Source organism: Xanthomonas sp. AC360, from assembly GCF_979258225.1.
This window is the reverse complement of the sequence record NZ_OZ409846.1, coordinates 1,444,420-1,469,051: the sequence shown is the minus strand read 5'-3', so window position 1 is coordinate 1,469,051 and position 24,632 is coordinate 1,444,420. Positions and strand designations below refer to the sequence as shown.

Genomic DNA, 24,632 nt, shown 5'->3' with positions numbered 1-24,632 from the left:
TGGCCGCATTGTTGCGTACGGAACGAAGCATGCTACGCCCGCCACGCCCTGCTACGATGAAGTGGTTTGGCCCAGCAGCGGCCAACGATCCGGAAGTACCCCACTCTTTCGTCCTTCAGTGAGTCATGCCGTGTCCTTCTTTGCAAACGTAGAACAGGTTCCAGGCGACCCCATCCTGGGCCTGACCGAGGCCTACAACGCCGATAGCCGCCCCAATAAGGTCAACCTGGGCGTGGGTATCTATTACGACGAAAACGGCCGCATCCCGCTGCTGCGCGCCGTGCACAAGATCGAGCAGCAGCTCGCGCAGGAAGCCAAACCGCGCGGCTATCTGCCCATCGACGGTCTGGCTGCCTACGACAAGGCCACCCAGGAGCTGCTGTTCGGTGCCGAATCGGCACTGGTGGCCTCCGGGCGCGTGGCGACCTCGCAGACCGTCGGCGGCAGCGGTGCGCTGCGCGTGGGCGCAGACCTGCTCAAGAAGTTGCTGCCCACCTCCACCATCGCCATCAGCAACCCGAGCTGGGAAAACCACCGCGCGGTGTTCGGCGCGGCCGGCTTCGAGGTCGTGGATTACACCTACTTCGACGCAGCGACCCACGGCCTGAACTTCGACGGCATGCTCACCGATCTGGCAAAACTCGAACCGGGCACGGTGGTGCTGCTGCACGCCTGCTGCCACAACCCCACTGGCGCGGACCTGACCAAGGACCAGTGGAAGCAGGTTGCCGGCCTGTTGAAGGAACGCAACCTGTTCCCGTTCGTGGACATCGCCTACCAGGGCTTCGACAAGGGCATCGAGGCCGATGCCTACGCGGTGCGCCTGCTCGCTGCCGAAGGCATCGACAGCTACGTGGTGGCCAGCTCGTATTCCAAGTCGTTCTCGCTGTATGGCGAGCGCGTGGGCGCGTTGTCGGTGGTCTCGGCCACCGCGGCCGAAGCCAAGGCTGTGCAGTCGCAGGTCAAGCGCATCATCCGCACCATCTATTCCAGCCCGTCCACGCACGGCGCCGCGCTGGTGGCCGGCGTGCTGACCAGCCCGGAACTGCGCGATGTGTGGGAGCAAGAGCTCACCGAAATGCGCGAGCGCATCCACGCCCTGCGCGCCGGTCTGGTCGAGCGGCTGGCCACGCTGGGCTCACCGGAATTTGAGTTCATCCAGCGCCAGGCCGGCATGTTCTCGTACTCGGGCCTGACCAGGTCGCAAGTAGACCGCCTGCGCGACGAGTTCGCCATCTACGCCGTGGGCACCGGCCGCATCTGCGTGGCCGCACTGAGCCAGCGCAATCTGGACTACGTGGCCCAGGCCGTGGCGACCGTCAGCCGGATGTAAGTGGCCACCGATGCTGTTGACCGCATCGGTCGATCTACGCAACGCAAGTACCGGGAGCGCGCAAGCCTCCCGGTTTTTTTATGCCCGCGCAGCAGAGCCTTTGGCAGGCCTGCGGCCACACGACGCGCTCCACAGCTCACCGCGGACAATGCACGTGACAGGGCGGCGACACGTTCCAGGCCCGACGCCGTCGCTTGCCAGAGGCACAAGCCGCGAGCGACGACAGGCGCTGCGCCCGCCAGCCCCGCATGCACGGGAGCAGCCACCCTATCGACGGGCGACGCGCACTGCCTGCTCCCTTCCCCCGCCCGCGGGGGAAGGTGCCCGAAGGGCGGATGGGGCAAGCGCAGCGCAACCATCGCAGCCCCCCATTCGCACATGTTCGATCAACCGCGCTCCGAAACGCGCAGCAAGTGATCGAAATCTAACGGCGCAATGGCGACAATGGCGGCCCACTTCCTACACAGGCTGCCCGCCCCCATGTCGCGTCCCTCGCTGACCCGCTTCCTGATCGAAGAACAACACGCCGGCCGTATCGATGCGGAATTGCGCCAGCTGATCACCATCGTCTCGCGCGCCTGCAAGCGTATTTCCATCGCCGTGAGCAAGGGTGCGCTGGGCGGCGTGCTTGGCGATGCCGGCACCGGCAACGTGCAGGGCGAGGCGCAGAAGAAGCTCGACGTGCTGAGCAACGACATCCTGCTCGAAGCCAATGCCTGGGGCGGCCACCTGGCCGCATGCGCCTCCGAAGAAATGGACCACAGCCAGCCGGTGCCCGACCAATACCCCAGCGGCGATTTCCTGCTGCTGTTCGACCCGCTCGATGGCAGCTCCAACATCGACGTCAACGTCTCGGTCGGCACCATCTTCTCGGTACTGCGCGCGCCCAAGGGCACCGAAAAGCCCGGCGACGAACACTTCCTGCAGCCGGGCACCCAGCAGGTTGCCGCCGGCTACTGCATCTACGGCCCCAGCACCATGCTGGTACTTACGCTGGGCCACGGCACCCACGCCTTCACCCTGGAGCGCGAAGAAGGCAGCTTCCTGCTGACCCAGGCCAATATGCGCGTACCCGAAGACACCGCCGAATACGCCATCAACATGTCCAACCAGCGCCACTGGGAACCGGCGATGCAGGGCTATGTGGGCGACCTACTGGCCGGCAAGGACGGCACCCGTGGCAAGGACTTCAACATGCGCTGGATCGCCAGCATGGTCGCCGACGTGCACCGCATCCTTACCCGCGGCGGCATCTTCATCTACCCCTGGGACAAGAAGGACGCCGCCAAGCCCGGCAAGCTGCGCCTGATGTACGAAGCCAACCCGATGAGCATGCTGGTAGAACAAGCCGGCGGCGCGGCCACCACCGGGCGCGAACGCATCCTCGACATCCAGCCCACACAACTGCACCAGCGCGTGCCGGTGTTCTTGGGCTCGAAGAATGAAGTGGCGCAGGCCACGCGATATCACCTGGATGCGGATAAGGCGTAACGCTGGCGGTCTGATCTAGCGACTAGCAACCGTATTTGACCTAGGACACCCGCGTACTGCGGGTGTCTTTTTTATGCACCCGGTGCCCCACGACTCATGAAAGAAGAAGTGCTTTGCAGCAGTTCAGATTACCGCATAGCTGGTACACACACTTACCAGCCAGGTTAATACTTGACGTATCTAGAGTGCGGGAATTGCGGGAGCGGCAATCGCAGCATGTTGATGCTGCGCTTGATGCATAACTCATCAGTGCCCCTGTCTTCCTGAAACACCATCGCGGTAGTTGTCGCTTGCCCAGCGCTTTGGGCAGGAATCGCAAGCTGCGTCTGTCAGCGCGCCAGAGAACTGGCATCGGCGGCGTAACCGTGTTGCACGTATTATCGTTCCAGCCGCGGCGAGATTATCGACGATGCACCAGACTGCGATACACGCCCGCAGCGCCGGATAGCGACACTTGCATTGACGTGACCCCCATTGCTGGCACGCATCGTCCTCGTCGAGGAACCGAGCATAGCTATAGGTATCGACCGTCAGAATTTCCCCGACATGCGACGGCGGGTTGCTTTGTTACGCTTGCTCACCAGTCGGCAAGTGGCTGGTTCGAATGGATTGCACCGGGGACATGTATGAAGAAGATTGGTTGGGTGCTCGCGATGACGAGCGCTGCGTTTCTATGCGCCTGCTCCACCAATAGTGTGGTGCGTCAGAGCTACAAGGCTGATGCAGCCACAACGTATTGGTACGAAATCACGGGCAATGAGGATACCGATGCGGCGAGTCTGGCGGTGTTTCGACGTCAGCTCGACGCCAAGCTCAATGCCGCCAAGCTTCAAGGGTCGCAAGGTGCGGCGGGAGCGCGTGAACTGGACATCAGCGTCACCCACTACTACATGCGCAGCAACGGCGCACGGTTCTGGGCCGGCATCATGGCTGGGCGCGACAAGGTCAAGACATCGATAGAGGTCAAGGACGCAGGCAAGACGGTGGCCGCATTCGATGTGGAATCGACTAACACCTCGGCTTGGGGCACCTCGGAAGGCTTGATCGAAACCCACACCGAAGAAATCGTCGAACGCTTGACGCAGATGCGCTAAGACGTGCAGACGCCAGCGCCATCTTGATGCGCGTTGGCGGCTGCGCTAGCGCCATTCGCTTTATGCAGCATCCCGGTCATTTTTAAATCGTGCTGTGTGCCGGCGACCGCCTGCTGCAGCATCCGCGTTCTTGATGGAGAAGATGCATGGACGTCAGCAACCTGTCTTTCAACAAATCCCACAAACAGCAGGCCAATGCAAGGGATGCGGTCAGTGGTTTGCGCTGGATCGTGCTGGCATGTCTGGCCAGCGGATTGAGCTTTGGCATTGCAGTGGCGATGGTCGCCACAGTTGGCATGGGGACCGTCACCACCATCGTCTGCCTGGCACTGAGCGTGCTTGCGGTCGGCTGCGGCGCGTACGGCGGCTACCTCACGGCGACCGCGCTGGGATGGTCCTCGTTCGTCACCGGCGCGATGGTGCTGTGTGCGGTTGTTCCCTATTTTAAGTATCTGTGTTTTGCGGTTCTGGCAGTACAGGCACTGACCCAGATTCGCGCAGCCGGCTACCTGTTTACCCCGATGGGGGCATTGCGCAAGGCCAATCCCTGATCAAGGATGCCAATAAGCACGGAGCATCGCCGGCAGAGCAGGCCTGGGTGCCCAATGCGATCTGGATCCCCATCGCAGGGATGGGTACCAAGCGCCTCAAGTTGGGCGCCACCGCGCCGTTACCGCATGCATCAATAGAGTCAGCGCGATGGGCACCTTGCACATGGAGCAGTACTGGTATGCCCAGGAGAATGGAGCCTCGATCGGGGCGACCCGGACGCAGGCACAGGCGTGGTTTGCCGAAGGACGTATTCGCTCGGACACGCTGATGTGGACGGCGGGCATGGAGGGTTGGAAGCCGTATGCATGCTGCTCGCTGTCGCAGCTCACTCCGCCATCCATCCCTGATGTCACGTTGGTCGCAACGCCTGTGCACACTTGGCAGGCCGATGGCGTTATCCAGGCGGCTCGCAACTTCGATGCCAACGATTTCCTTGCGACCATCGGCCGACCGCAGCTTGCGCTACCGGCCGACGCACCGCTGCTGCACGTCTATGCCGATGGCTGGCAAGACATCCGTGCGCATCCATGGCGCCGTTACTTTGCGCGCGCTTTCGACATCCTCGCACTTGGCCTGCTGCTGTGGTTCTCCATCGGCATTGTGGTCGGCACGGTCAGCCCACCGCTGTATTCGGCACTTGTGGTGCCGGTGTCGACCAAGCCATTGCTCTCGGGCATCCTGACCACCTTGTTGCTGATGCCGGTGCTTGCCATCTGGATCGGGTTGTGCGGCAGCACGCCCGGCAAATGGTTGTTCGGTATTCGCGTTCTTCGTGCGGATGGTTATGCGCTGGGCTTTGCAGATGCACTGCGCCGCGAGGGCCGGGTATTCGTGTTCGGCATGGCCATGGGCGTGCCGTTGATCAGCACGATCACGCAGCTGTTCGCGTTGGTGAAACTGATCAATGCAGGTAAGACCTCCTGGGACATGAAGAGCGGCTGGATGGTGACCCACCGGCCGACAGGTCGCTGGCAAGTCACCCTGTATGTGGTGGCTGGCATCGCTTCGGTGGCATTGGTGGCGCTGATGCGCTGGATACAATGAGCATGGGACCACTGCATCTGCGCGACAGACGGGGCTATCTCGGTGTGTGGGAGATGGACCAGGTGCACGCCGAGTTCGGGAGTGGTCGTTACCGGGCCGACACCATGTCGTGGTGCCCGGGGGAGACACGTTGGGTCTCAATCGGACGTCGTTGGAGCCCACGCCGTCCGCCATGGCTACCCGCCTTTGGGATCGCTGCATTGTTGGGCTGCCTGGGCCTTGGCGTCGCATTGCCGCTGTGGGGCCTGCACATCCCCGGGCAGTTGCCGGTGCCGCTGGGTTGGCACCTGAGCCTGTTCGCGGTCTCGTTGCTGTCCACTGCAGCCGTGCTGGGCATCGCAGTCAGGCGCGACCCGGGATATGGCGCCTCGCGCGCATGGACGTCGGTGTGGTTGTTGGTATTGGCGCTGCCATTGATCGCGGCATTGCTGTATCAGTTGGTGACCAACGATCGTGCCCGTCACCAGGCTGCAGACGCGCGCATGGTGCTCAGCGCCGATAAACGGGTGCTGCGCATCGAAGGGACCATCGCGGCAAATTTCATCGACGACTTCAAAGCCGCCCTGGCGCGCGCGCCGCATCTGCAACAGATCGATATCCGTAGTGGTGGCGGGCTGGTTGACGATGCGCTTGAAGTCGCCAAGATCATCCGCGCCCGCGAGCTGGTAGTGCGGGTCGACGACTATTGCGCCAGCGCCTGCACCTTGCTGTGGGCCGCATCGCCAGAGCGCGAGCTGGGTTTGCGTGGATCCATCGGGCTGCATCAAACCAAGATGCCTGGCCGAGTGCCCAGGGAATGGCGCGAATCTGCGTTGGCGGAAGCGGACGCACAGTCGCGTGCCATTTTGCTACGCGCCGGATTCGGGCCTGCATTGTTGTCCAAACGCAGCAATACGCCGCCCACGTCGATGGCCTGGGTCGATGCCACCGAGTTGATCGATAGCGGCGTAAGCGTGCGTATCGTGGATGCGCAGGGCCGGCGGGCAACCCCTGCTGCCATTGCCATGGCAGGCGCCTTGCACCAGATGGGCGCAAGCGACGCATCCTGGCGCGCCTATCTAGCCTATGCGGCGAAGCAGCCCGATCAGGTAGTGCAGCGCGCACCGTCGATTCGTCAGGCGCTGCTCGCCAAAGACAAAGACATCGCAGTTGCCTGGCTAGTCAGGCTGTACGACGCAATGACCACGTTTGCCTTCGGGTACTCATCCGATGCCGACATGATCCGCTGGGGTCAAGGGATCGCCGCCCTCTGGGACGACGCGGTGAGTACCCAGGACAAGGCCAAGTGCAACACGTTGCTGGATAACGGCGAACGCCCACAGAGCGAGGAAACGCGCGCACGCATACGTGGCCTACTTGCCGACCTGATCGCCAGCACCGCCACGCAGGCGCCGCAACACGCGGTGTCCGACGTAGAAGAACGCGCAGCGCGCTTGCGCTACAACACTACGTTCTGGAACGCGCTCGAGTCAGCGCAGCAACCGATCGACTGGGCCGCATGGTCTGAACCGCAGCGATGCAAAGTCTCGGCACAACTGTATCGCGAGGCACTCGCATTGCCGCCTGCGCAGGCAGCGCAGTCATTGCGCGCGTTACGGGTCATCCATTTCGATTGAGTCCCAGGTAAGCGGTCGCGATTACGTGGCCGGCGATACGCAGGGAGGCGGGGTCTGCCTACCCCCTCTGCCGCAAGTTGATACAGCGCTGATTACCGCTGAGTCTCGCCTTCAGGCTGTAGCGTGTCAGGAACGCGGAGACATGGCGGATGCGCAGCTGAGCATGAAAATTTTGAGAACGACCACCTATAAACCCTCGAATATCAGCGGCAGATGCGCATGGTCGCGCACCTGCCGGAGATATCGATTGATCCAGCCAAAACAGCATCCGAGACGAGAAGAGACCGCAACGCGCCTTTGAGCCGCACTACTCAGATGACTAACAGGCTTAAACCAAGTGCGGCAACTGTAAGCCCTTCGAAATAACGGAGGTATTATGGCCCTCTAAATGCATTGCAAATAACGCCATCACTCAAGGTGCACATCACACCCAGCTCGAAGGCTATGAAAGCGTTATCGACACTGAACCAGTAGCTTTGTCGTGGCGGGGCCCTCTTGTGAGAGCTTGCTCGTTAAGCTCGGCCAACACAAATCAGATATCTCTATGAATAGAAATTCTCGGCTTTTGACGTGCGCGCCTACCCTCCTATCATTGGCAGGAGTCGCTCTATCTTTTCTAGGGCGTTTTATTTTTTCATGTATTGCAGCCACAATGCTTAGTGGCTTTATTATTGTTGTAATTTATTTAATTTTCTTAGGAAATTCCGATTATGGCACCTTTCTTATCTACTACTGCATCGTCTCTTTCATGTTTGGCTCGCCCGCATTTTTTGCATTGGGCATACCAATGCTGCACTTCTTCCCGAAGTTGAAGAATGCACGTCCACGCAATGCTGGAGTTATCGGCGCGGCGCTTGCTGGATTTACCGCAGCAGCCCTGGCGGGGCTGAATTATCTTTCAGATCCCTCTGACACAGCAGCGAGCATGTTCATCTTTGTTATCCCCCCAACGTTGTGGGCAGGTGTCGCAAGCTGCATCTATCAACGTACAAAGCAATTGGCGGCTGGAGTAACGTAATGGCGCTGGCGACAAATTGCCGTCCGTGGACAAGCTGCCTGCATCATCGATAGACATATCGCCTTGACAGCATTCGTTACAGAAAACCCGGAAATGAGCTCATAAAGGCTCAAACAGCTTGGAGATCGTTAGACTTGATCGAGATCATCGGCCCGTCCAGCGAAATGAGACTCGTGCACAGACAGGGCGAGACAGTAGTTGTGGACTCGCCTATCCCGGTGCTTGCCGATGTGGGCACCCTCGCAGAGGCTTTGGCTGCTTATACAAGCGCCCATAGTGATTGCATCGTGCCCTACGATGGTTCCTGGGAGGAACTACCATTTGAGACGGGCGAGTAACCCAAGTACTTTGTGTATACGTATGCACAAGGTGGATCTGCGCTGTTGGACATCCATATCGCACGTGCGAGTGACATACTGTGCCCCAAGCAGAATGTTCAGTACAGGCTTGATGACAGCGACCGCATATGCGTTGGAGAACTGGCATATTGATCTCGAATGCGACCTTCGCTGCGACTCAGCCGGCATGACGTGGGCGTTTGATCGCAGGGCGCTCTTGCTGGTCCTGGCAGGGATGGCGAAAGCGAGCTTCAAGATTCTTGTCATATCGATTTAAGCCTGCCTTACCGCGTCGTTTTCAGCGGCATCATCTTGTTCATTGTGTTGGCAGTTTACAGCGGACATGGCGGAGACCTGTTTCTTTCCATCTTTACTCTCCTTTCGTTCATCCTGGGCTTGCCTGCATTTTTGGTTCTAGCAGCGCCCGCACTGCACTTGCTCCTTGGCTGAAGCACGCACGTCGGCGCACTGCCGCACTGGTCGGGGCGGGCAGTGCAGCGATCGTCGGTTTTTGCCTGTATCTGCTTGGCTATCTGCCTGAGATTACCTATTCGGAGAGGATTGCGAAGTTGTTTTTCGCCGCCATCGCCCTTTGGGCTGCAATAGCCAGCTGGTTGTATCAGTACACCAGGAAACTGCGCTAGGACGCGCAGCTGCAGCGCGCGAAGACGATGTCGTTGTCCGCGCCAATAGCACGTGCACGGTACGCAGGACTTTACTGCAGCGCCGGGTACCGCCCGCGCAACGACATGGCGTGCGTCTTAACGAAATGCAGTGCGCTCTGCAACGCGAAAGGACTGCCGTTCGTTGCATGCCAGAGGACGTTGACGCACGCGCATCCATCCACAAATATTGGCGCGCTCGCACTCCCGCCGCGCTAACCGAGCTGTACCGATGCGTATGCGCACTGCCCGTTGCCTGCTGGTTGTTGTTGGCCTGGTACTTCCGTACGCGGTGCGACTGCCGTATGGCATGGACTGGTTGCGGCAATACACCGACACCGGCTGGGGCGGGTGGCTGTTGTTGGGCGGATTCAACGCAATCGCCTGGGGGGCGCTGCTGGCGATCAGTTTTGCGTACCGGCGGGCGGTCGCGCTGCTCATGCCGTGCCTGCTTGGCTTCGGTGCGTTGGCCTGGACGCACGCCACGCTGGATCTGCGTGCCGACGCGCAATCGGCGCTGGCGCTGATCTTCATCCCGATCTATGCGCTGCTGCCCATCGCTATCGGCGGCCTGCTGGGCTATCTGTTGGACCGACGATTGCGGGCTCTACCTGCACGCTGAGCCCGCCATGGCGCATTGCCTGGAACCCAGGGTATACGCGACGGACATGACGGCGCTGCAGGTGAAGCTGCCAGGCGCGATGCCTGCGCTGCCCCCTTGACCGCCATCGCCCGCACCAGCCAGTCTCGGGGGCTGGCGCGGCGGGGAGTCGTGCCGCTCGCCTTCAACGGAGAACCGCTGTGGACCGTCGTACCTTCCTCACCTTGTCCGGCATCGGTGCAGCCGGGTTGCTGCTGCCACATACGCGGCTGATCGCTGCCGAACAATTGCTCAGCCCGGTGGATGCGGCACGCAACCGCCGCTTATCCGATACCGCGCTGACCACGGCCAAGGCGGCCGGTGCCAGCTATTGCGATGTGCGCGTGGGCCGGTATCTGCGCCAGTTCGTGATCACCCGCGAGGCGCAGGTGGAGAACGTGGTCAATGCCGAATCCAGTGGCGTAGGCGTGCGCGTGCTGGCCGAGGGTGCATGGGGCTTTGCGGCAACCAATACGCTGACCAGCGATAGCGTGGCCACCGCCACGCGGCAGGCGGTGGCGATTGCCAAGGCCAATGCGCGGCTGGGCGGCACGCCGGTGCAGCTGGCGCCGGTGACGCCGGCCGGGCAGGTCAGTTGGAAGACACCGATCAAGAAAAACGCGATGGAAGTGCCGCTGCAAGACAAAGTCGCGCTGCTGATGGACGTCAACGCGGCCGCGCTCAACGCCGGCGCCACCTTCGTGGCCTCGCGCATGTTTGCGATCAACGAGCAGAAGTATTTCGCTAGCAGCGATGGCTCCTATATCGACCAGGATGTGCACCGGCTGTGGCTGCCCTTCACCGTGACCGCGGTGGACAAGGCCAGTGGGAAATTCCGCACCCGCGATGGGCTGTCCTCGCCGATGGGCATGGGGTATGAGTATCTGGATGGCGATGCGCGCGAGAAGCATGCACTGCCTGGCGGGCTGGTCGGTTATGGAAGCAGCTACGATGCGCGCGAAGACGCCATTGCCGCTGCAAAGCAGGCGCGCGCGAAGCTCACTGCGCCCTCGGTGAAGGCCGGCAAGTACGATCTGGTGATCGACCCGAGCAATCTGTTTCTCACCATCCACGAGTCGGTGGGCCATCCGCTCGAGCTCGATCGTGTGCTGGGCTACGAGGCCAATTACGCCGGTACCAGTTTCGCCACGCTGGACAAGCGCGATGCGAAGTTCCGCTGGGGTAGCGACGCGGTGACCTTTGTCGCCGACAAGACGCAGCCGGGTAGCCTGGGTGCGGTGGGCTACGACGATGAGGGCGTCAAGACCAAGCAATGGGACTTGGTGAAGGACGGCATCCTGGTCGATTACCAATGCACGCGCGATCAGGCGCATCTGCTCGGCAAGACCGCCTCCGACGGCTGCAGCTACGCCGATTCGTGGTCCAACGTGCAGTTCCAGCGCATGCCCAATGTGTCGCTGGCAACGGGCAAGACGCCGCTGGCGGTGGCGGACATGATCAAGAACGTCGAGCGCGGGCTATACATCCATGGACGCGGTTCGTACTCGATCGATCAGCAGCGCTACAACGCGCAGTTCGGTGGACAGCTGTTCTATGAGATCGAAAACGGCCAGGTCACGCGGCTGGTGGAAGACGGCGCTTACCAGATCCGCACGCCGGAATTCTGGAACGCCTGCAGCGCGGTCTGCGACGCGCGCGACTTCCGGTTGGGCGGCTCGTTCTTCGATGGCAAGGGGCAACCGAGCCAGGTGTCGGCGGTGTCGCATGGCTCGGCCACCGCGCGCTTCGATGGCATCAACGTGATCAATACCGCGCGTTCGTTGGGCTGAACGTGTTGGACTGAAAGCGGCTGACGGGACGGTTCTTTGTTGGCCTTGGTGTGCCGCCCTAAGATCTTACGAGACACGGCGTACCTCCATCGCTCGATGGTTCCGTTGGGCACCCAAACCGACACAGTTCGTCGAGGGCGCGGCGCCCTCACCGCTCGCGGGACACGCTGTGAATCCGTCCATGGACGCTCCGTGGCGGCATCCATGCCGCCACAGGGTCCCGCAAGCGGTAAGGACACCGCACCAGACAGTGTGCTGGCCGCTTTATTGAAAACCCAACACACCGACCCTCTTCACTGGTCCTTGCCCGCCTACCGTCGCGGGACCTTTGGCGGCATGGATGCCGCCAAAGAGCTTACATGGACGTACTTGCAGCGTGTCCCGCGATGGTGGGCGGGCAAGGACCCTGCAGCGAAACCGCAGCCGTATCAATGCGCGACTGAGACATTCACGGTGGTCACTAGGCTCAGAAGCACAGAGACGTCGAGACATACCGCCTCTCGAATGCAGTCAAATGCCTGGTGCGTCGGGGATGCGGTGCCCTCACCGCTTGCGGGACACGCGGTGAATCCATCTTTGGACGCTCCTTAGCGGCATCCGTGCCGCCAAAGCGTCCCGCAAGCGGTAAGGACACCGCACCAGACAGTGTGCTGGCCGCTTTATTGAAAACCCAACACACCGCCCCTCTTCACTGGTCCTTGCCCGCCTACCGTCGCGGGACCTTTGGCGGCATGGATGCCGCCAAAGAGCTTACATGGACGTACTTGCAGCGTGTCCCGTGATGGTAGGCGGGCAAGGGCCCTGCAGCCAAAGCCGCAGCCCTATCACTGCGCGACTGGAATACGCACTGCGTGTTCAAGCTGTTTGGAACATGTAAGACAACTACTGCGCACAACCCTGCGATCTTCACGCAAGGCGCGATCGTCAACAGGACAAACGCGTGCGGCATCGATCAACCGCGTGTCGCGGCGATGATGTAGCACGCATGTGCAGCCAGTCGTGTTCGCCACGTTTCAAGACAGATCCGCCGCGTCACTGACGTCATGTGGGACATCGCTTACCCACACCCCCCTGCCGAAAGTCATTTGACGCCGCATTCTTCGCCCGGCAAGAATCGGAGATACCGCGTGCAGAGCTGTGCGCGTCACCACACCACCTGCGCGCCGCGCGGGACTATTGGGGAGTTGCCGTGCAGCGACGTGATTTCCTGGCCCTGACCGGGCTGACCATGGGCGGGTTGATCGTGCCGGCCTACTTCGGCAAGGCGATTGCCGCCGAACAGTTGTTGACGCCCTTCGATGTGGGCCGCAAGAAGCGCCTGGCCGATGCCGGGCTCACCGCCGCGCGGCAGGCCGGCGCGAGTTATTGCGATGTGCGCATCGGCCGCTATCTGCGCCAGTTCGTGATCACCCGCGAAGACAAGGTGCAGAACGTGGTCAACACCGAATCCATCGGTGCCGGCATCCGCGTGATCGTGGGCGGTGCGTGGGGCTTTGCTGCCACCAACGATCTGACCGAGCAGGGCGTGGCCAAGGCCGCCGCACAGGCCGCTGCCATCGCCAAGGCCAATGCCAAGGTGCAGGGCACGCCGGTGCAGCTGGCGCCCACGCCCGGTGTCGGCGAGGTCAGCTGGAAGACGCCGATCACCAAGAACGCGATGGAAGTGCCGATCAAGGACAAGGTGGATCTGCTGCTGGGTGTGAATGCCGCCGCCACCGCGGCCGGCGCCAGCTTCGTCAACTCGATGCTGTTCGTGGTCAACGAACAAAAGTATTTTGCCAGCACCGATGGCTCCTACATCGACCAGGATGTGCATCGCATCTGGGCGCCACTGACCGTGACCGCCATCGACAAGGCCAGCGGCAAGTTCCGCACCCGCGAGGGGCTGTCTGCGCCGATGGGCCTGGGCTACGAATATCTGGATGGCGCAGCGTCGGGCAAGTTCGTCTCGCCCAATGGCGTGGTGAACTACGGCCTGTCCTACGACATGAAGGAAGATGCCATCGCCGCCGCCAAGCAGGCACAGGAAAAACTCAAGGCGCCGTCGGTGAAGCCGGGCAAGTACGACCTGGTGCTGGACCCCTCGCACACCTGGCTCACCATCCACGAATCGGTGGGCCACCCGCTGGAGCTGGACCGCGTGCTCGGCTACGAGGCCAACTACGCCGGCACCAGTTTCGCCACGCTGGACAAGCTCAAGGCCGGTTTCCAGTACGGCAGCGACAAGGTGCATATCCTCGCCGACAAGACCCAGCCCGGCAGCCTGGGCGCGGTGGGTTACGACGATGAAGGCGTCAAGACCAAACAGTGGGACCTGATCCGCGACGGCAAGCTGGTGGACTACCAGGCGATCCGCGACCAGGCGCATATCCTCGGCAAGACCGCCTCCGATGGCTGCTGCTATGCAGACTCGTGGTCGAGCGTGCAGTTCCAGCGCATGGCCAATGTTTCGCTGGCCGCCGGCAAGACGCCGCTGAGCGTGAGCGACTTGATCAAGAACGTGGAAAACGGCATCTACATCATCGGCGACGGCTCGTTCTCCATCGACCAACAGCGCTACAACGCGCAGTTCGGTGGCCAGTTGTTTTACGAAATCAAGAATGGGGCGATCACCCGCATGCTCGAAGACGTGGCCTACCAGATCCGCACGCCAGAATTCTGGAATGCCTGCAGCGCGGTGGCCGATCAGCGCGACTACCGCCTGGGCGGTTCGTTCTTCGATGGCAAGGGCCAGCCCAGCCAGTCCTCGGCGGTCTCGCATGGTTCGTCCACCGCACGCTTCGATGGCATCAACGTCATCAGCACCGCCCGCTCGCTCGGCTGACAGGAGAAACCCACATGAGCATCCTTACCGAAGCGCAGGCCAAGGCCATCCTGGACAAGGTCATCAAACTGTCCAAGGCCGATGAGTGCACCGCCACGCTCACTGGCGCCATCGACGGCAATATCCGTTTTGCGCTCAATAACGTGTCCACCAGCGGCATTGTCGACAACACCGATCTGCAGGTGCAGGTGGCGTTTGGCAAACGCGTGGGCACCGCCACCATCAACGAGTTCGACGATGCATCGCTCGAGCGCGTGGTACGCCGCGCCGAAGATCTGGCAAAGCTGGCACCGGAAAATCCGGAGTTCATGCCGGCCGTCGACAAGCAGACCTACACCGCCAGCCCCACCTTCAGCGCATCCACTGCAGCGGTAGACCCGGCGTTCCGCGCGCAGGTCGCAGCCGATTCGATCGCCCCCTGCAAGGGCAAGGGACTGATCGCTGCCGGCTTTCTGGAAGATGGCCAGAGCTTTACCGCGTTCGCCAACAGCAAAGGCAACTTCGGCTATCAGCGCAACGCACGCTTCGACTACACCTGTACCGTGCGCACCGAAGACGGCCGCGGCTCGGGCTGGGTGGGGCGCAATCTGAAGGACGCGTCCGACTTTAAGGCCGAGCAGGACGTCCGCATCGCGATGCGCAAGGCCAGCGACTCGGCCGAAGCCAAGGCGCTGGAACCGGGCAAATACACCGTGATTCTGGAGCCGGCAGCAGCGGCCGGCTTGATCTCGTTCATGATGCGCTACTTCGATGCGCGCATGGCCGATGAGGGCCGCAGCTTCCTGTCCAAGAAAGGCGGCGGCAACAAACTGGGCGAGCAGGTGTACGACCCGCGCGTCAACATCACCGCCGACCCATGGGACGCGCGTGCAGCAGTGATGCCGTGGGACGAAGAAGGCCTGCCACGCGAGAAGATGTCCATCGTCGAAAACGGCAAGGTCGCCAACCTGCAGTATTCGCGCTATTGGGCGCAGAAGAACGGCAAGCGTGCGATCGGTGAGCCGGGCAATCTGCTGATGGCCGGCGGCGACAAGAACATCGCCGAGCTGGTGCGCGGCACCGAGAAAGGCATCCTGGTTACGCGCACCTGGTACATCCGCATGGTCGATCCGCAGACCGTGTTGCTGACCGGGCTGACCCGCGATGGCACCTTTTACATCGAGAACGGGCAGATCAAATACCCGGTGAAGAATTTCCGCTTCAACGAATCGCCGATCATCATGCTCAACAACATCGACGAACTGGGCAAGCCGGTGCGCGTGGCCGGCGATGAATCCAGCTACGTGATGATGATCCCGCCGATGCGGCTGCGTGATTTCACGTTTACCTCGTTGTCGGATGCGGTGTGAGTAGAAGCCGGGAATCGGGAGTCGGGAGTCGGGAATGGGAGAGCAAGAGCCGCTTCTCTCAACCTGAATGTTCACGAGCGCTTCCGGTTCCCGGTGTCGTCCCGGCTCCGACATCGCGCCGCCATTTCCTGCAGCTACTGCTTGGCAGCGCCGCCAGTTTGGCGATGCCATGGCCGGCACGTGCGGCCGGCGCTTACGACTTCTGGTTTACGCGGCTGCGCTACGATTCCGGCGATTGGGATGTGGATGCGCGCATGCCGTCCAACCTGATCACCTCGCTGATCGACTACACGCAGCTGCGGGTGGACCCGGAAGAACACGTCATCGACCTGGCCGATCCGCGCATGTTGCAAGCGCCGTTCTGCTATCTGGCCGGGCACAAACTGGTGGAATTCAATCCGGCCGAGCGGCGCAATTTCGAACAGTACGTGCGTAACGGCGGCTTCGTGTTTGTGGACGATTGCAACCACGATGTCGATGGCTTGTTCGCTACCTCGTTCGAGGCGCAGATGACCGCACTGTTCGGCAAGAGCGCGCTGCAAAAACTACCGAAGAACCATCGTCTTTACAGCGCATTCTTCAAGTTCCCGGACGGCCCGCCCGCCACCAGCTTCGAACTCAATGGCTGGGGTGATGATCTGGTGCACGACTACCTCAAGGGCATCAGCATCGATGGAAGATTGGGTGTGCTCTACAGCAATAAGGATTACGGCTGCGAATGGGATTACGACTGGCGCAACAAACGTTTTCTGGCCGAAGACAACACCAAGTTCGGCGTGAACATCGTGATGTATGCGTTGACCAACTGACATGCTGCGCAGCGCGCGCGATGCGGCCCACCGATAACGCGTCGCGCGCAGGCACGCTGCTACGTAAGGCACGTCTGGCTGGGTAACCTCATCGCATACGCAGATCACGGTGGCTTCGCAGGAACGTGCTCGCACCATGCAACACCATCGATAACACCGTACTACGCGCTAATACGCCGTGCGCACGCCGCCACATCACCAGAGACTCCGCATGACCTCCCCCGACGAAGACACACTCACTGCCCAGCTCTCGCAACTTGGCGCGCTGCGCGCCGCTTTGGCCCAGGCCGTGGTCGGGCAGGATGCGGTGGTGGAGCAGCTATTGATCGGCCTGCTGGCTGGTGGCCACTGCCTGCTGGAAGGCGCGCCCGGACTGGGCAAGACGCTGCTGGTGCGCTCGCTCGGCCAGGCATTGGAACTGCAATTCCGCCGCGTGCAGTTCACCCCCGATCTGATGCCCAGCGACATCCTGGGCACCGAGTTGCTGGAAGAAGACCACGGCACCGGGCACCGGCATTTCCGGTTTCAGCAAGGCCCGATCTTCACCAACCTGCTGCTCGCCGACGAACTCAATCGCACCCCGCCCAAGACCCAGGCCGCATTGCTGGAGGCGATGAGCGAGCGCACGGTCAGCTATGCCGGCACCACTTATGCGTTGCCGGATCCGTTCTTCGTGCTGGCCACGCAGAACCCGATCGAGCAGGCCGGCACCTATCCGCTGCCGGAAGCGCAGCTGGATCGTTTTTTACTGCATGTGCGCGTGGAGTACCCCAGCGAGCAGGAAGAGCGCGACATCCTCAGCCAGACCACCGGCAGCGCAAGCGCGCATGTGCCCAAGGTGATGGATGCGGCCAGCGTGCAGGCGCTGCAGCGGCAGGTGCGCGACGTGCATGTGGGCGCGGATCTGCTGACCTGGATCAATCGCCTGGTGCGGGCAAGCCGTCCTGGCCCGCAGGCCAGCGATGAGGTGCGGCAATGGATCAAATGGGGCGCCGGCCCGCGTGCGGGGCAGTCGCTGGTGCTGGCGTCCAAGGCGCGTGCGTTGCTGCATGGCCGGCTGGCCGCCACGCGCGAGGATGTGCTGGCGCTTGCGGCGCCGGTGATGCGGCATCGGTTGCTGCTGTCCTTCGCTGCCGAAGCCGAACAACGCAGTGCCGATGATGTGGTCGCCGCGCTGCTGCGCGCGGTGCCGTTCCCGAACTGAGCGCAGCGCCATGCATCCACCGCTGCCGGCTCTGATTCCCGCCGATGTGCGCAGCCGTTTGCGCGGCTTGCAGCTGCGTGCGCGTCGGGCGCAGGGCGGGCACGGGATCGGCCAGCACGCCAGCCGCAGCCGCGGCGCCGGGCTGGAGTTTGCGCAATACCGCGCCTACGAGCCGGGCGATGCGCTGCGCCAGATCGACTGGAAGCTCTACGCGCGCTCGGACCGGTTTTTCGTGCGCGAAGCCGAGCGCGAAAGCCCGCTGACGCTCTGGTTGCTTCTCGATGCCACCGCGTCGGCCGGGCAAACCGACAGCGCGCGGCCGGCGCACACCCGCCTGCAGACGATGGCGACACTGGCCGCCTGCGCGGCCGAAGTGGCGCTGCAGCAAGGCGACCGGGTCGGCCTGTATGCCTTGCATGGCGGCGGCCTGGTTGCGGTGCCGGCGGGTGTCGGCAGCCGTCAGCGCGACCGGCTGTGGCTGGCCCTGCACGGCTTGCGCGCCGGCGGCCGCTGGCCCGGGCTGGAGGCGTTGCGGCCGTTGTGGGAACGCATCGCCGCGCACGATCTGCTGCTGTCCATCGGCGATGGGTTCGATGAAGAACTGGCGAGCGCATTGGAAAAGTTCGCCGCCGCGCGCCGTGAAGTACTGCAGCTGCAGGTGCTCACCTGCGACGAACGCGATTTTCAATTCAGCGGCGGACACCGCTTCCGCGACCCGGAAACCGGCGAAGAACTGCTCGGCGACGGCGCGGCGATGCGCGCGGACTATCTGCAACGCTTTGCCGCGGCCCAGCGCGCGCGGCATGCGCGCTGGCAGGCGGCCGGCATCGCGCATGCCGTGCATTACCTGGATGCGCCGGCCGATGCCGCGCTGCGCCAGCTGTTCGGTCAGGGTACGGCTCGATGAGCGTGTGCCTGCGCGGGGCGACGACGGCGCATTCCAGCTCGCGATCGGTCTCGCGATCGGTAGTGGCGGTACAGCAGCCACCACAGCGGCAAACGCGTCCTGCAAACAGCTGGCATAGCGCGCAGTGGCAGACACGCGTGCCGCGCCACATCGCGCATGGCATGTCGATACCAGTGCGACGTACAGTGCCATGCGCGATGTATCCGCATCACCCAGGCGACGCCTGCACATGAGTGCAGTGCAGACCAACGTTGAGCATGCGCACGCCCTGCAACTGCGCAGGCCATCGCTGTTGCGATTGCAGTCGCAGTTGCGGCCGCAGTTACCTAGGCGAGGTCTTTGCATGGGTACAACGCTGACCAACGTCGAGCACGTGCACGCCATGCAACTCTGCATGCAACTGCAGGTGCAGGTGCAGTTGCAGTTGCAGTTGCAGTTGCAGTTGCATGCAGAGTTGCCTAGGCAACGTCTTCGCACGAGTGCAACGCCGACCGCCGTCGCGCGCGTGCGCGGCTTGCAACTCCGGCTGCGGCTGCGATTGCAGGTGGAGTCGCAGCTACGGCTACAACTGCTGTTGCCGCTGAGACAGCAAACCCACCCTATCCACAGCCACCCGCACACCGGCAGCACCATGCATGCACTCGCGCCCAGCGTCAGCGCAGAGGCATGGCAATGAACTTGCTGTTGCTGTTCCCCGCCGGGCTCGTGGCATTGGCCGCGTTGCTGCTGCCGCTGCTGATCCATCTGGCGCGGCGTAGCGAGCACCGGCCTACCGACTTCGCTGCGCTGCGCTGGTTGCGTGCAGTGCCACGCCCACGCCACCGCGTGCGCCTGGATGAGCTGCCGTTGCTGCTGGTGCGCCTGCTGCTATTGGCAGCGTTGGCGCTGCTGCTGGCAGAACCGGCGTTGCGTGCGCATCAGGATGCGCACCCGCGTATCGCAGTGAGCCCGGGTGTGGACCTGGCCGCCGCACGCGCGCTGCCGCAGCCCAAGGATGCGCAATGGGTGTGGCTGGCGCCGGGCTTTGCACCGATCGATGCCAAGGCAGATGTCGCCACCAGTAATGGTGCGCAGGGCGGCAATCCGCAACCGGTTGGCAGCCTGCTGCGCGAACTCGATGCCAGCCTGCCCGCAGACGCGCCGCTCAGCGTGATCGTGCCCGCGCAGTGGGGCGTGGTGGATGCGCAACGGGTGCAGCTGTCGCGTGCGGTGCGGTGGCAGGTGCTGCCCGGTGCGTCACCGGTGGCCGCCACGCCTGCCACCGTGCCGCTGCGCGTGCAGGCAATTGCCGACGACCGCACCGCACCGGCCCTGCGCTATCTGCGCGCGGTGCATGCCGCCTGGGCGCTGCCGGGCAGCTTGCCGGTGGGCGCGCCTTCCGATGCCGTGCCGGCGCGCTGGGCACCCGGCACGGTGGTGGCGTGGCTGTCGCCCACCGCCCCGCCCGCGCCGGTGCTGGACTGGGTTGCGGCCGGCGGCCAGCTGCTGCTGGATGCGCGCACGCCGGTGCCGCCCGCACTCGCCGCGCCGCTGCAACCCGTGCTCGAAACACAGGGGCAGCCGGTGCTCGACGCTGCCGCCTTCGGGCGTGGGCGCCTGCTGCGCTGGGCCGCGCCATTGCAGCCGCAGCAGCTGCCAGCGTTGTTGGACGCCGAGTTCCCCACCCGCCTGCACGCTGCGCTGCAGCCACCTCCCATCCCGCAGCGCGCCCTGGCGCAGACCCAACAGCCGCAGCGCGGCGCCGCGATCCGGCTGACCACGCCACCGTGGCCGCTGGCACCGTGGCTGGTCGGTGTGGTGTTGCTGCTGTTTGCGCTCGAGCGCTGGCTGGCCACCGCGCCACGCCGGAGCAGCGCGGCATGAGCACGCCCGCACTGCAGCGCGCCTGGCAGGCCGCACGCCGGCGTCGCGCTGCCGGGGTGCTGGTGTTCGGGTGGCCGCTGGCGCTGCTGCCGGGCGCGGGTGCCTGGCGCATGGGCGCACACGCCGCGGTGGTGCCGCTGTTGCTGGTGGGCGTCGCGATGCTGGCCGCCGTCGCGCTGCACGCGGCGCGGCAGCTGGACCAGACCTGGCTGATCCGCCGGCTGGATCGCGAACCGGATCTGGACGACAGCAGCGACCTGCTGTTCGCACCGGCCACGCAATTGGGCCCGCTGCAGGCGCTGCAACGTCAGCGGCTGGAGCAGCGCCTGCGCAGCACTCCGCGCGATCTGCGCCCGGCCTGGCCGTGGCGGCGCGCATGGCCCTGGAGCCTGCTCGGCCTGGTCGCCTGCAGCGCGCTGCTGCTGTGGCCGCCACGGACGCTGCCGCCGGCCGCCCCTGCCGACCGCGTGGCCGCCGCCCGTGCCAGCAGCGGCGCTGCGATGCTGCGTCAGGCGCAGCTGCGCAGCACACCGCCGGCCTACACCGGCCTGCCCGCCGCGCGGCTGCCCGGCCTGGATGCGCGCGTGCCCGCCGGCACCCGGCTGGACTGGCAACTGCAGGTCAGCCCGGCCCCGCGCAACGTGGCGTTGCGGCTCACCGACGGCCGCCTCATCCCACTGACCCGGCAGGGCAGCAGCGACCAATGGCAGGGCCAATGGATCGCTACGCGCGCCAACCTGTACCGCATTCTCATCGACGGCACGCCCGCCGACCGCCAACTGCACCGGCTGGACGTGCTGCCGGACCGCCCGCCGCAGGTGCGCGTGCTCGCCCCCGAGCAGAGCCTGGTGCTGTGGACGCCGGCCAATGGCGCCTGGGCACTACGCTTCGAAGCCAGCGACGATTACGCCGTGGCCGCCAACGCCGAGCTGCGCCTGACCCTGGCCCAGGGCAGCGGCGAGAACATCACCTTCAAGACCCAGCGCCGCACGCTCACCGGCAGCGGCCCGGCCACCCGCCGCAACTTCGCCGCCACGCTGCAGCCGCAGGCGCTGGGCATGGCCGCCGGCGATGACCTGATCGCGCAACTGATCGTGCATGACACCCGCCAGCCCGGCCCGCAGGAAGGCCGCAGCGCCAGCGTGATCCTGCGCTGGCCGCCGCCGGAACAGACCATGGCTGCCGGCCTGGAGGCGAGCGTCAAACAGACCTTGCCGGCCTACTTCCGCAGCCAGCGCCAGATCATCATCGACGCCGAGGCGCTGCTGAAGGAAAAACCGCGCCTGGACGCGGCCACCTATCTCAAACGCGCCGACGCCATCGGCGTGGACCAGCGCCTGCTGCGCCTTCGCTACGGCCAGTTCCTGGGCGAAGAAAGCGAAGGCGCACCAAAGGGCCCGCCGACCGCCGACGCACCGCCCACCGGCGACGCCCCGGCCGATGACCTGCCCACGGCCGACATGCCCACCGCCGATGCGCCGGCCGCGCCGGACGAGCACGCCCATGACGCCACGCAACCACACGCCGATCATGACCACGACCACGCCCCCGCCAGCGGCGCCGCTGCCCTGGACGACCACGACCACGATCACGCCGATGGGCGCCCCGAGCGCAGCGGCTTCGGCCAGGCGCAGGACGTGCTGACCGAGTTCGGCCACACCCACGACCACGCCGAAGCGGCCACCTTGCTGGACCCGCAGACCCGTGCCCTGCTACGCGCGGCACTGGACCAGATGTGGCAATCCGAAGGCGAGTTGCGCCAGGGCCACCCCGAGCGCGCGCTGCCGTTCGCCAACAAGGCGCTGGGCTTCATCAAGCAGGTGCAGCAGGCCGAGCGCATCTATCTGGCACGCGTCGGCACGCAACTGCCGCCGATCGACCCCAGCCGGCGCATGAGCGGCAAGCGCGACGGACTGGCGCGCGGCGCCGCTGCCCTGGACGCGCGCACCAGCCCGGATCCGCAACCGATGGCGCTCTGGCAGTCGCTGGGCAACGCTGCGCCCGCCCAGGATGCCGCCGCACTGGACGCCTTCGCGCGCTGGCTGCCGGCGCACGAGACCCAGCTCGATGCCCCGCTGGACCTGGCCGCCGCCGTCGAGACCCTGCGCGCCACACCCGACTGCGCCAGCTGCCGGCAACGCCTGCGCGCGTTGCTGTGGCCGGTACTGGCGCGCCCGCCGGCTGCCGTGCAACCGCGCACTGCCCCCGATGCTGGCGGCCAGCGCTATCTCGACGCCCTGCACGCACAGGAGCGCCCCTGATGCCGACCTGGATCATCATCGCCACCCTGGTCGGCATCACGCTGCTGGCGTGGTGGCGCCTGCGCCGCGCCCCTATCGCCGGCTGGCGCAAGGCCGCCCTGCTCGCCTTGCAGCCGCTGTGCGCCGCGCTGCTGTATTGCGCACTGGTCCCGCCGTCGCTGCCCGGGCATGGCGGCACGCTGGTGGTGGCCACCGCCGGCAGCGACACGGCAGCGCTGGCTACCGCGCCCGGCGACGCGCGCATCGCGCTACCCGAAGCCCCGGCCGCGCTGCGCAATGCCGAGCGCATGCCGGATCTGGCCACCGCCTTGCGTCGCCATCCCGGCACCACCGGGCTGCGCATCGTCGGCGCCGGCCTGCCCGCGCGCGACCGCGACACCGTGCGCGGCTGGCCGCTGCGCTACACCGCTCCCGCGCCCACGCCCGGCTTGAGCGAGCTGTCCACGCCACCGTTGCTGGCGCCAGGGGCCGATCTGCGGATCCACGGCCGCATCACCGGTGTGCACGAGGCCAGGCTCGAACTGCTGGACCCGGCCGGGCGCCGCGTCGATCTGGTTGCGCCCGACGCTGACGGCCGCTTCCAGCTCGGCGGCAGCGTGCGCGCCGCTGGCGACAGCGTTTTTGTGGTGCGCGTGCTCGGGCCGGACGCACGCCCGCGCGACCAGGCCGAGGTACCGGTGACCGTGGCGGAGAGCCCTGTCGCCAACCTCTGGATCATCGCCGGCGCCCCGCAACCCGAGCTCAAATATCTGCGTCGCTGGGCGCACGACGCCGGCCTGGACCTGCACACCCAGATCGCCACCGGCGGCGGCATGCAGCTGGGCGACGCGCCGCGTGCGCTGGACGCCGCCACGCTGGACCGCAGCGACCTGTTGATCCTCGACGAGCGTGCGCTGACCAGCCTGTCGCGGCTGCAACGCGATGCAGTGCGGGCGGCGGTCGAACGCGGCTTGGGCCTGTTGCTGCGCCTCAGCGGCCCGCTCGATGCCGCACAACGCGCTGCCTTCGCCGCGCTGGGCTTGCCGCTGCGTGGCGATAACTCCGCCGCGCCGCTGCTGGTCGCGCCCGCATCCAATGCCTCACAGCAGGCGCTGCATCCGCAATCGCCACGGCAGGCAGCGGACGCGCGCGCTGCCACAAGCGAGGCACTGCCCACCTTGGAACGCCGCACGCTGGTTCCCGACGCCCCCGATGCCATCGCCGTGCTGCGCGCATCCAACGGCACGCCGTACGCATGGTGGCGCGCCATCGGGCGCGGGCGTATCGGCCTGATCGCCGTCACCGACAGTTACCGCATGGTGCTGCAAGGCCAACCCGATCTGCATGCCGCGCTGTGGAGCCAGATGCTCTCGCCACTGACGCGCGCCCAACCCACAGCGCGCGGCCCCACCCGCGTTGGTTGGCGCGACCAACGCATCAGCGTCTGCAACCTGAGCCGCGATGCACAGCTGCTCTCGCCCGATGGCACCACCCGCCCACTGCCACCGGACCCCGGCACCGGCGCGGCGGCCTGCGCCGCCCTCTGGCCCGAGCACACCGGTTGGTATCGCTGGCAAGACGCAACACGCAGCGGCGCGCTCTACATCCGCGCACCTGCCGACGCGCCTGCCCTGTTCGCCAACACGCAACGCGATGCAACGCGTGCACTCATCAACCACAGCGCCACGCCACATCAGGCACGCCCAACGCCCCAGCCCGGCCAACGCTGGCCATGGTGGCTGGGGTTTGTCGCCGCAGCGGCGGTGCTGTGGTGGTTGGAACGGTGGCGTGGCGCCCGCTCGACACCTGCCACCTAGGCAGCGATGTGTGATGCGTGCGCGCAAGGTTTGAACGCTGC

General features: G+C 64.6%; 18 protein-coding genes. All 18 read left to right on the top strand.

The window, feature by feature from the left end; all coding sequences use genetic code 11:
* Nucleotides 1–130: 130 nt before the first annotated feature.
* The 18 genes from ACZZ0O_RS06225 to ACZZ0O_RS06140 all read left to right on the top strand — a co-directional run bounded on the left by ACZZ0O_RS06225 (nt 131) and on the right by ACZZ0O_RS06140 (nt 24,591).
* On the top strand, nt 131–1,333 hold the full coding sequence (locus tag ACZZ0O_RS06225) for an amino acid aminotransferase (protein ID WP_463590286.1): 1,203 nt from the start codon (nt 131–133) through the stop codon (nt 1,331–1,333).
* A 480-nt stretch (nt 1,334–1,813) separates the two neighbouring features.
* Complete coding sequence (locus tag ACZZ0O_RS06220) at nt 1,814–2,824, top strand: class 1 fructose-bisphosphatase (protein WP_463590285.1); 1,011 nt, start codon at nt 1,814–1,816, stop codon at nt 2,822–2,824.
* 626 nt (nt 2,825–3,450) lie between these two features.
* Complete coding sequence (locus ACZZ0O_RS06215) at nt 3,451–3,918, top strand: DUF4410 domain-containing protein (RefSeq protein WP_463590284.1); 468 nt, start codon at nt 3,451–3,453, stop codon at nt 3,916–3,918.
* Nucleotides 3,919–4,064: 146 nt separating this feature from the next.
* A complete protein-coding gene (locus ACZZ0O_RS06210; protein ID WP_463590283.1) occupies nt 4,065–4,469 on the top strand; it encodes a hypothetical protein in 405 nt (134 codons plus the stop codon).
* 148 nt (nt 4,470–4,617) lie between these two features.
* Nucleotides 4,618–5,514, top strand: coding sequence for an RDD family protein (locus ACZZ0O_RS06205; RefSeq protein WP_463590282.1), 897 nt, complete (start codon nt 4,618–4,620; stop codon nt 5,512–5,514).
* Nucleotides 5,515–5,516: 2 nt separating this feature from the next.
* A complete protein-coding gene (locus tag ACZZ0O_RS06200) occupies nt 5,517–7,130 on the top strand; it encodes a hypothetical protein (protein WP_463590281.1) in 1,614 nt (537 codons plus the stop codon).
* A gap of 544 nt (nt 7,131–7,674) precedes the next feature.
* Nucleotides 7,675–8,148: a hypothetical protein gene (locus ACZZ0O_RS06195; RefSeq protein ID WP_463590280.1), complete on the top strand. Its 474-nt coding sequence runs from the start codon at nt 7,675–7,677 to the stop codon at nt 8,146–8,148.
* Between the two features lie 1,232 nt (nt 8,149–9,380).
* Nucleotides 9,381–9,770 (top strand): hypothetical protein, encoded by a 390-nt coding sequence (locus tag ACZZ0O_RS06190; RefSeq protein ID WP_463590279.1) that lies wholly within the window; start codon nt 9,381–9,383, stop codon nt 9,768–9,770.
* Nucleotides 9,771–9,949: 179 nt separating this feature from the next.
* Nucleotides 9,950–11,578, top strand: coding sequence for a TldD/PmbA family protein (locus ACZZ0O_RS06185; protein ID WP_463590278.1), 1,629 nt, complete (start codon nt 9,950–9,952; stop codon nt 11,576–11,578).
* A 1,189-nt stretch (nt 11,579–12,767) separates the two neighbouring features.
* Nucleotides 12,768–14,402 carry a TldD/PmbA family protein gene (locus ACZZ0O_RS06180; protein WP_161962972.1) on the top strand — a complete coding sequence of 545 codons (1,635 nt, stop codon included), beginning with the start codon at nt 12,768–12,770 and terminating at the stop codon, nt 14,400–14,402.
* Between the two features lie 14 nt (nt 14,403–14,416).
* Complete coding sequence (locus tag ACZZ0O_RS06175; RefSeq protein WP_055852849.1) at nt 14,417–15,751, top strand: TldD/PmbA family protein; 1,335 nt, start codon at nt 14,417–14,419, stop codon at nt 15,749–15,751.
* Nucleotides 15,752–15,915: 164 nt separating this feature from the next.
* Nucleotides 15,916–16,560 carry a DUF4159 domain-containing protein gene (locus tag ACZZ0O_RS06170; protein WP_463590277.1) on the top strand — a complete coding sequence of 215 codons (645 nt, stop codon included), beginning with the start codon at nt 15,916–15,918 and terminating at the stop codon, nt 16,558–16,560.
* A gap of 211 nt (nt 16,561–16,771) precedes the next feature.
* Nucleotides 16,772–17,764 carry an AAA family ATPase gene (locus ACZZ0O_RS06165; RefSeq protein ID WP_463590276.1) on the top strand — a complete coding sequence of 331 codons (993 nt, stop codon included), beginning with the start codon at nt 16,772–16,774 and terminating at the stop codon, nt 17,762–17,764.
* Between the two features lie 10 nt (nt 17,765–17,774).
* Entirely contained in the window at nt 17,775–18,671 is an 897-nt protein-coding gene (locus ACZZ0O_RS06160; RefSeq protein WP_463590275.1) for a DUF58 domain-containing protein, read from the top strand.
* A gap of 343 nt (nt 18,672–19,014) precedes the next feature.
* The gene (locus tag ACZZ0O_RS06155) at nt 19,015–19,347 is read left to right on the top strand and encodes a hypothetical protein (RefSeq protein ID WP_463590274.1); all 333 of its coding nucleotides are present in this window, start codon (nt 19,015–19,017) and stop codon (nt 19,345–19,347) included.
* Nucleotides 19,344–20,534 carry a BatA domain-containing protein gene (locus ACZZ0O_RS06150; RefSeq protein ID WP_463590273.1) on the top strand — a complete coding sequence of 397 codons (1,191 nt, stop codon included), beginning with the start codon at nt 19,344–19,346 and terminating at the stop codon, nt 20,532–20,534. The genes ACZZ0O_RS06155 and ACZZ0O_RS06150 overlap by 4 nt, the downstream gene beginning before the upstream one ends.
* Nucleotides 20,531–22,795, top strand: coding sequence for a hypothetical protein (locus ACZZ0O_RS06145; protein WP_463590272.1), 2,265 nt, complete (start codon nt 20,531–20,533; stop codon nt 22,793–22,795). Before ACZZ0O_RS06150 ends, ACZZ0O_RS06145 begins: the two co-directional genes overlap by 4 nt.
* Nucleotides 22,795–24,591, top strand: coding sequence for a carboxypeptidase regulatory-like domain-containing protein (locus ACZZ0O_RS06140; RefSeq protein WP_463590271.1), 1,797 nt, complete (start codon nt 22,795–22,797; stop codon nt 24,589–24,591). Before ACZZ0O_RS06145 ends, ACZZ0O_RS06140 begins: the two co-directional genes overlap by 1 nt.
* Nucleotides 24,592–24,632: the final 41 nt, after the last annotated feature.

Bases quoted from the DNA above. Each gene is read 5' to 3' on its own strand.
- ACZZ0O_RS06145 (WP_463590272.1), top strand. From the start codon at position 20,531: ATGAGCACGCCCGCACTGCAGCGCGCCTGGCAGGCCGCACGCCGGCGT.
- ACZZ0O_RS06155 (WP_463590274.1), top strand. From the start codon at position 19,015: ATGGGTACAACGCTGACCAACGTCGAGCACGTGCACGCCATGCAACTC.
- ACZZ0O_RS06190 (WP_463590279.1), top strand. From the start codon at position 9,381: ATGCGTATGCGCACTGCCCGTTGCCTGCTGGTTGTTGTTGGCCTGGTA.
- ACZZ0O_RS06205 (WP_463590282.1), top strand. From the start codon at position 4,618: ATGGGCACCTTGCACATGGAGCAGTACTGGTATGCCCAGGAGAATGGA.
- ACZZ0O_RS06220 (WP_463590285.1), top strand. From the start codon at position 1,814: ATGTCGCGTCCCTCGCTGACCCGCTTCCTGATCGAAGAACAACACGCC.
- ACZZ0O_RS06195 (WP_463590280.1), top strand. From the start codon at position 7,675: ATGAATAGAAATTCTCGGCTTTTGACGTGCGCGCCTACCCTCCTATCA.
- ACZZ0O_RS06210 (WP_463590283.1), top strand. From the start codon at position 4,065: ATGGACGTCAGCAACCTGTCTTTCAACAAATCCCACAAACAGCAGGCC.
- ACZZ0O_RS06200 (WP_463590281.1), top strand. From the start codon at position 5,517: ATGGGACCACTGCATCTGCGCGACAGACGGGGCTATCTCGGTGTGTGG.
- ACZZ0O_RS06175 (WP_055852849.1), top strand. From the start codon at position 14,417: ATGAGCATCCTTACCGAAGCGCAGGCCAAGGCCATCCTGGACAAGGTC.
- ACZZ0O_RS06150 (WP_463590273.1), top strand. From the start codon at position 19,344: ATGAACTTGCTGTTGCTGTTCCCCGCCGGGCTCGTGGCATTGGCCGCG.
- ACZZ0O_RS06140 (WP_463590271.1), top strand. From the start codon at position 22,795: ATGCCGACCTGGATCATCATCGCCACCCTGGTCGGCATCACGCTGCTG.
- ACZZ0O_RS06160 (WP_463590275.1), top strand. From the start codon at position 17,775: ATGCATCCACCGCTGCCGGCTCTGATTCCCGCCGATGTGCGCAGCCGT.
- ACZZ0O_RS06165 (WP_463590276.1), top strand. From the start codon at position 16,772: ATGACCTCCCCCGACGAAGACACACTCACTGCCCAGCTCTCGCAACTT.
- ACZZ0O_RS06170 (WP_463590277.1), top strand. From the start codon at position 15,916: ATGCCATGGCCGGCACGTGCGGCCGGCGCTTACGACTTCTGGTTTACG.
- ACZZ0O_RS06215 (WP_463590284.1), top strand. From the start codon at position 3,451: ATGAAGAAGATTGGTTGGGTGCTCGCGATGACGAGCGCTGCGTTTCTA.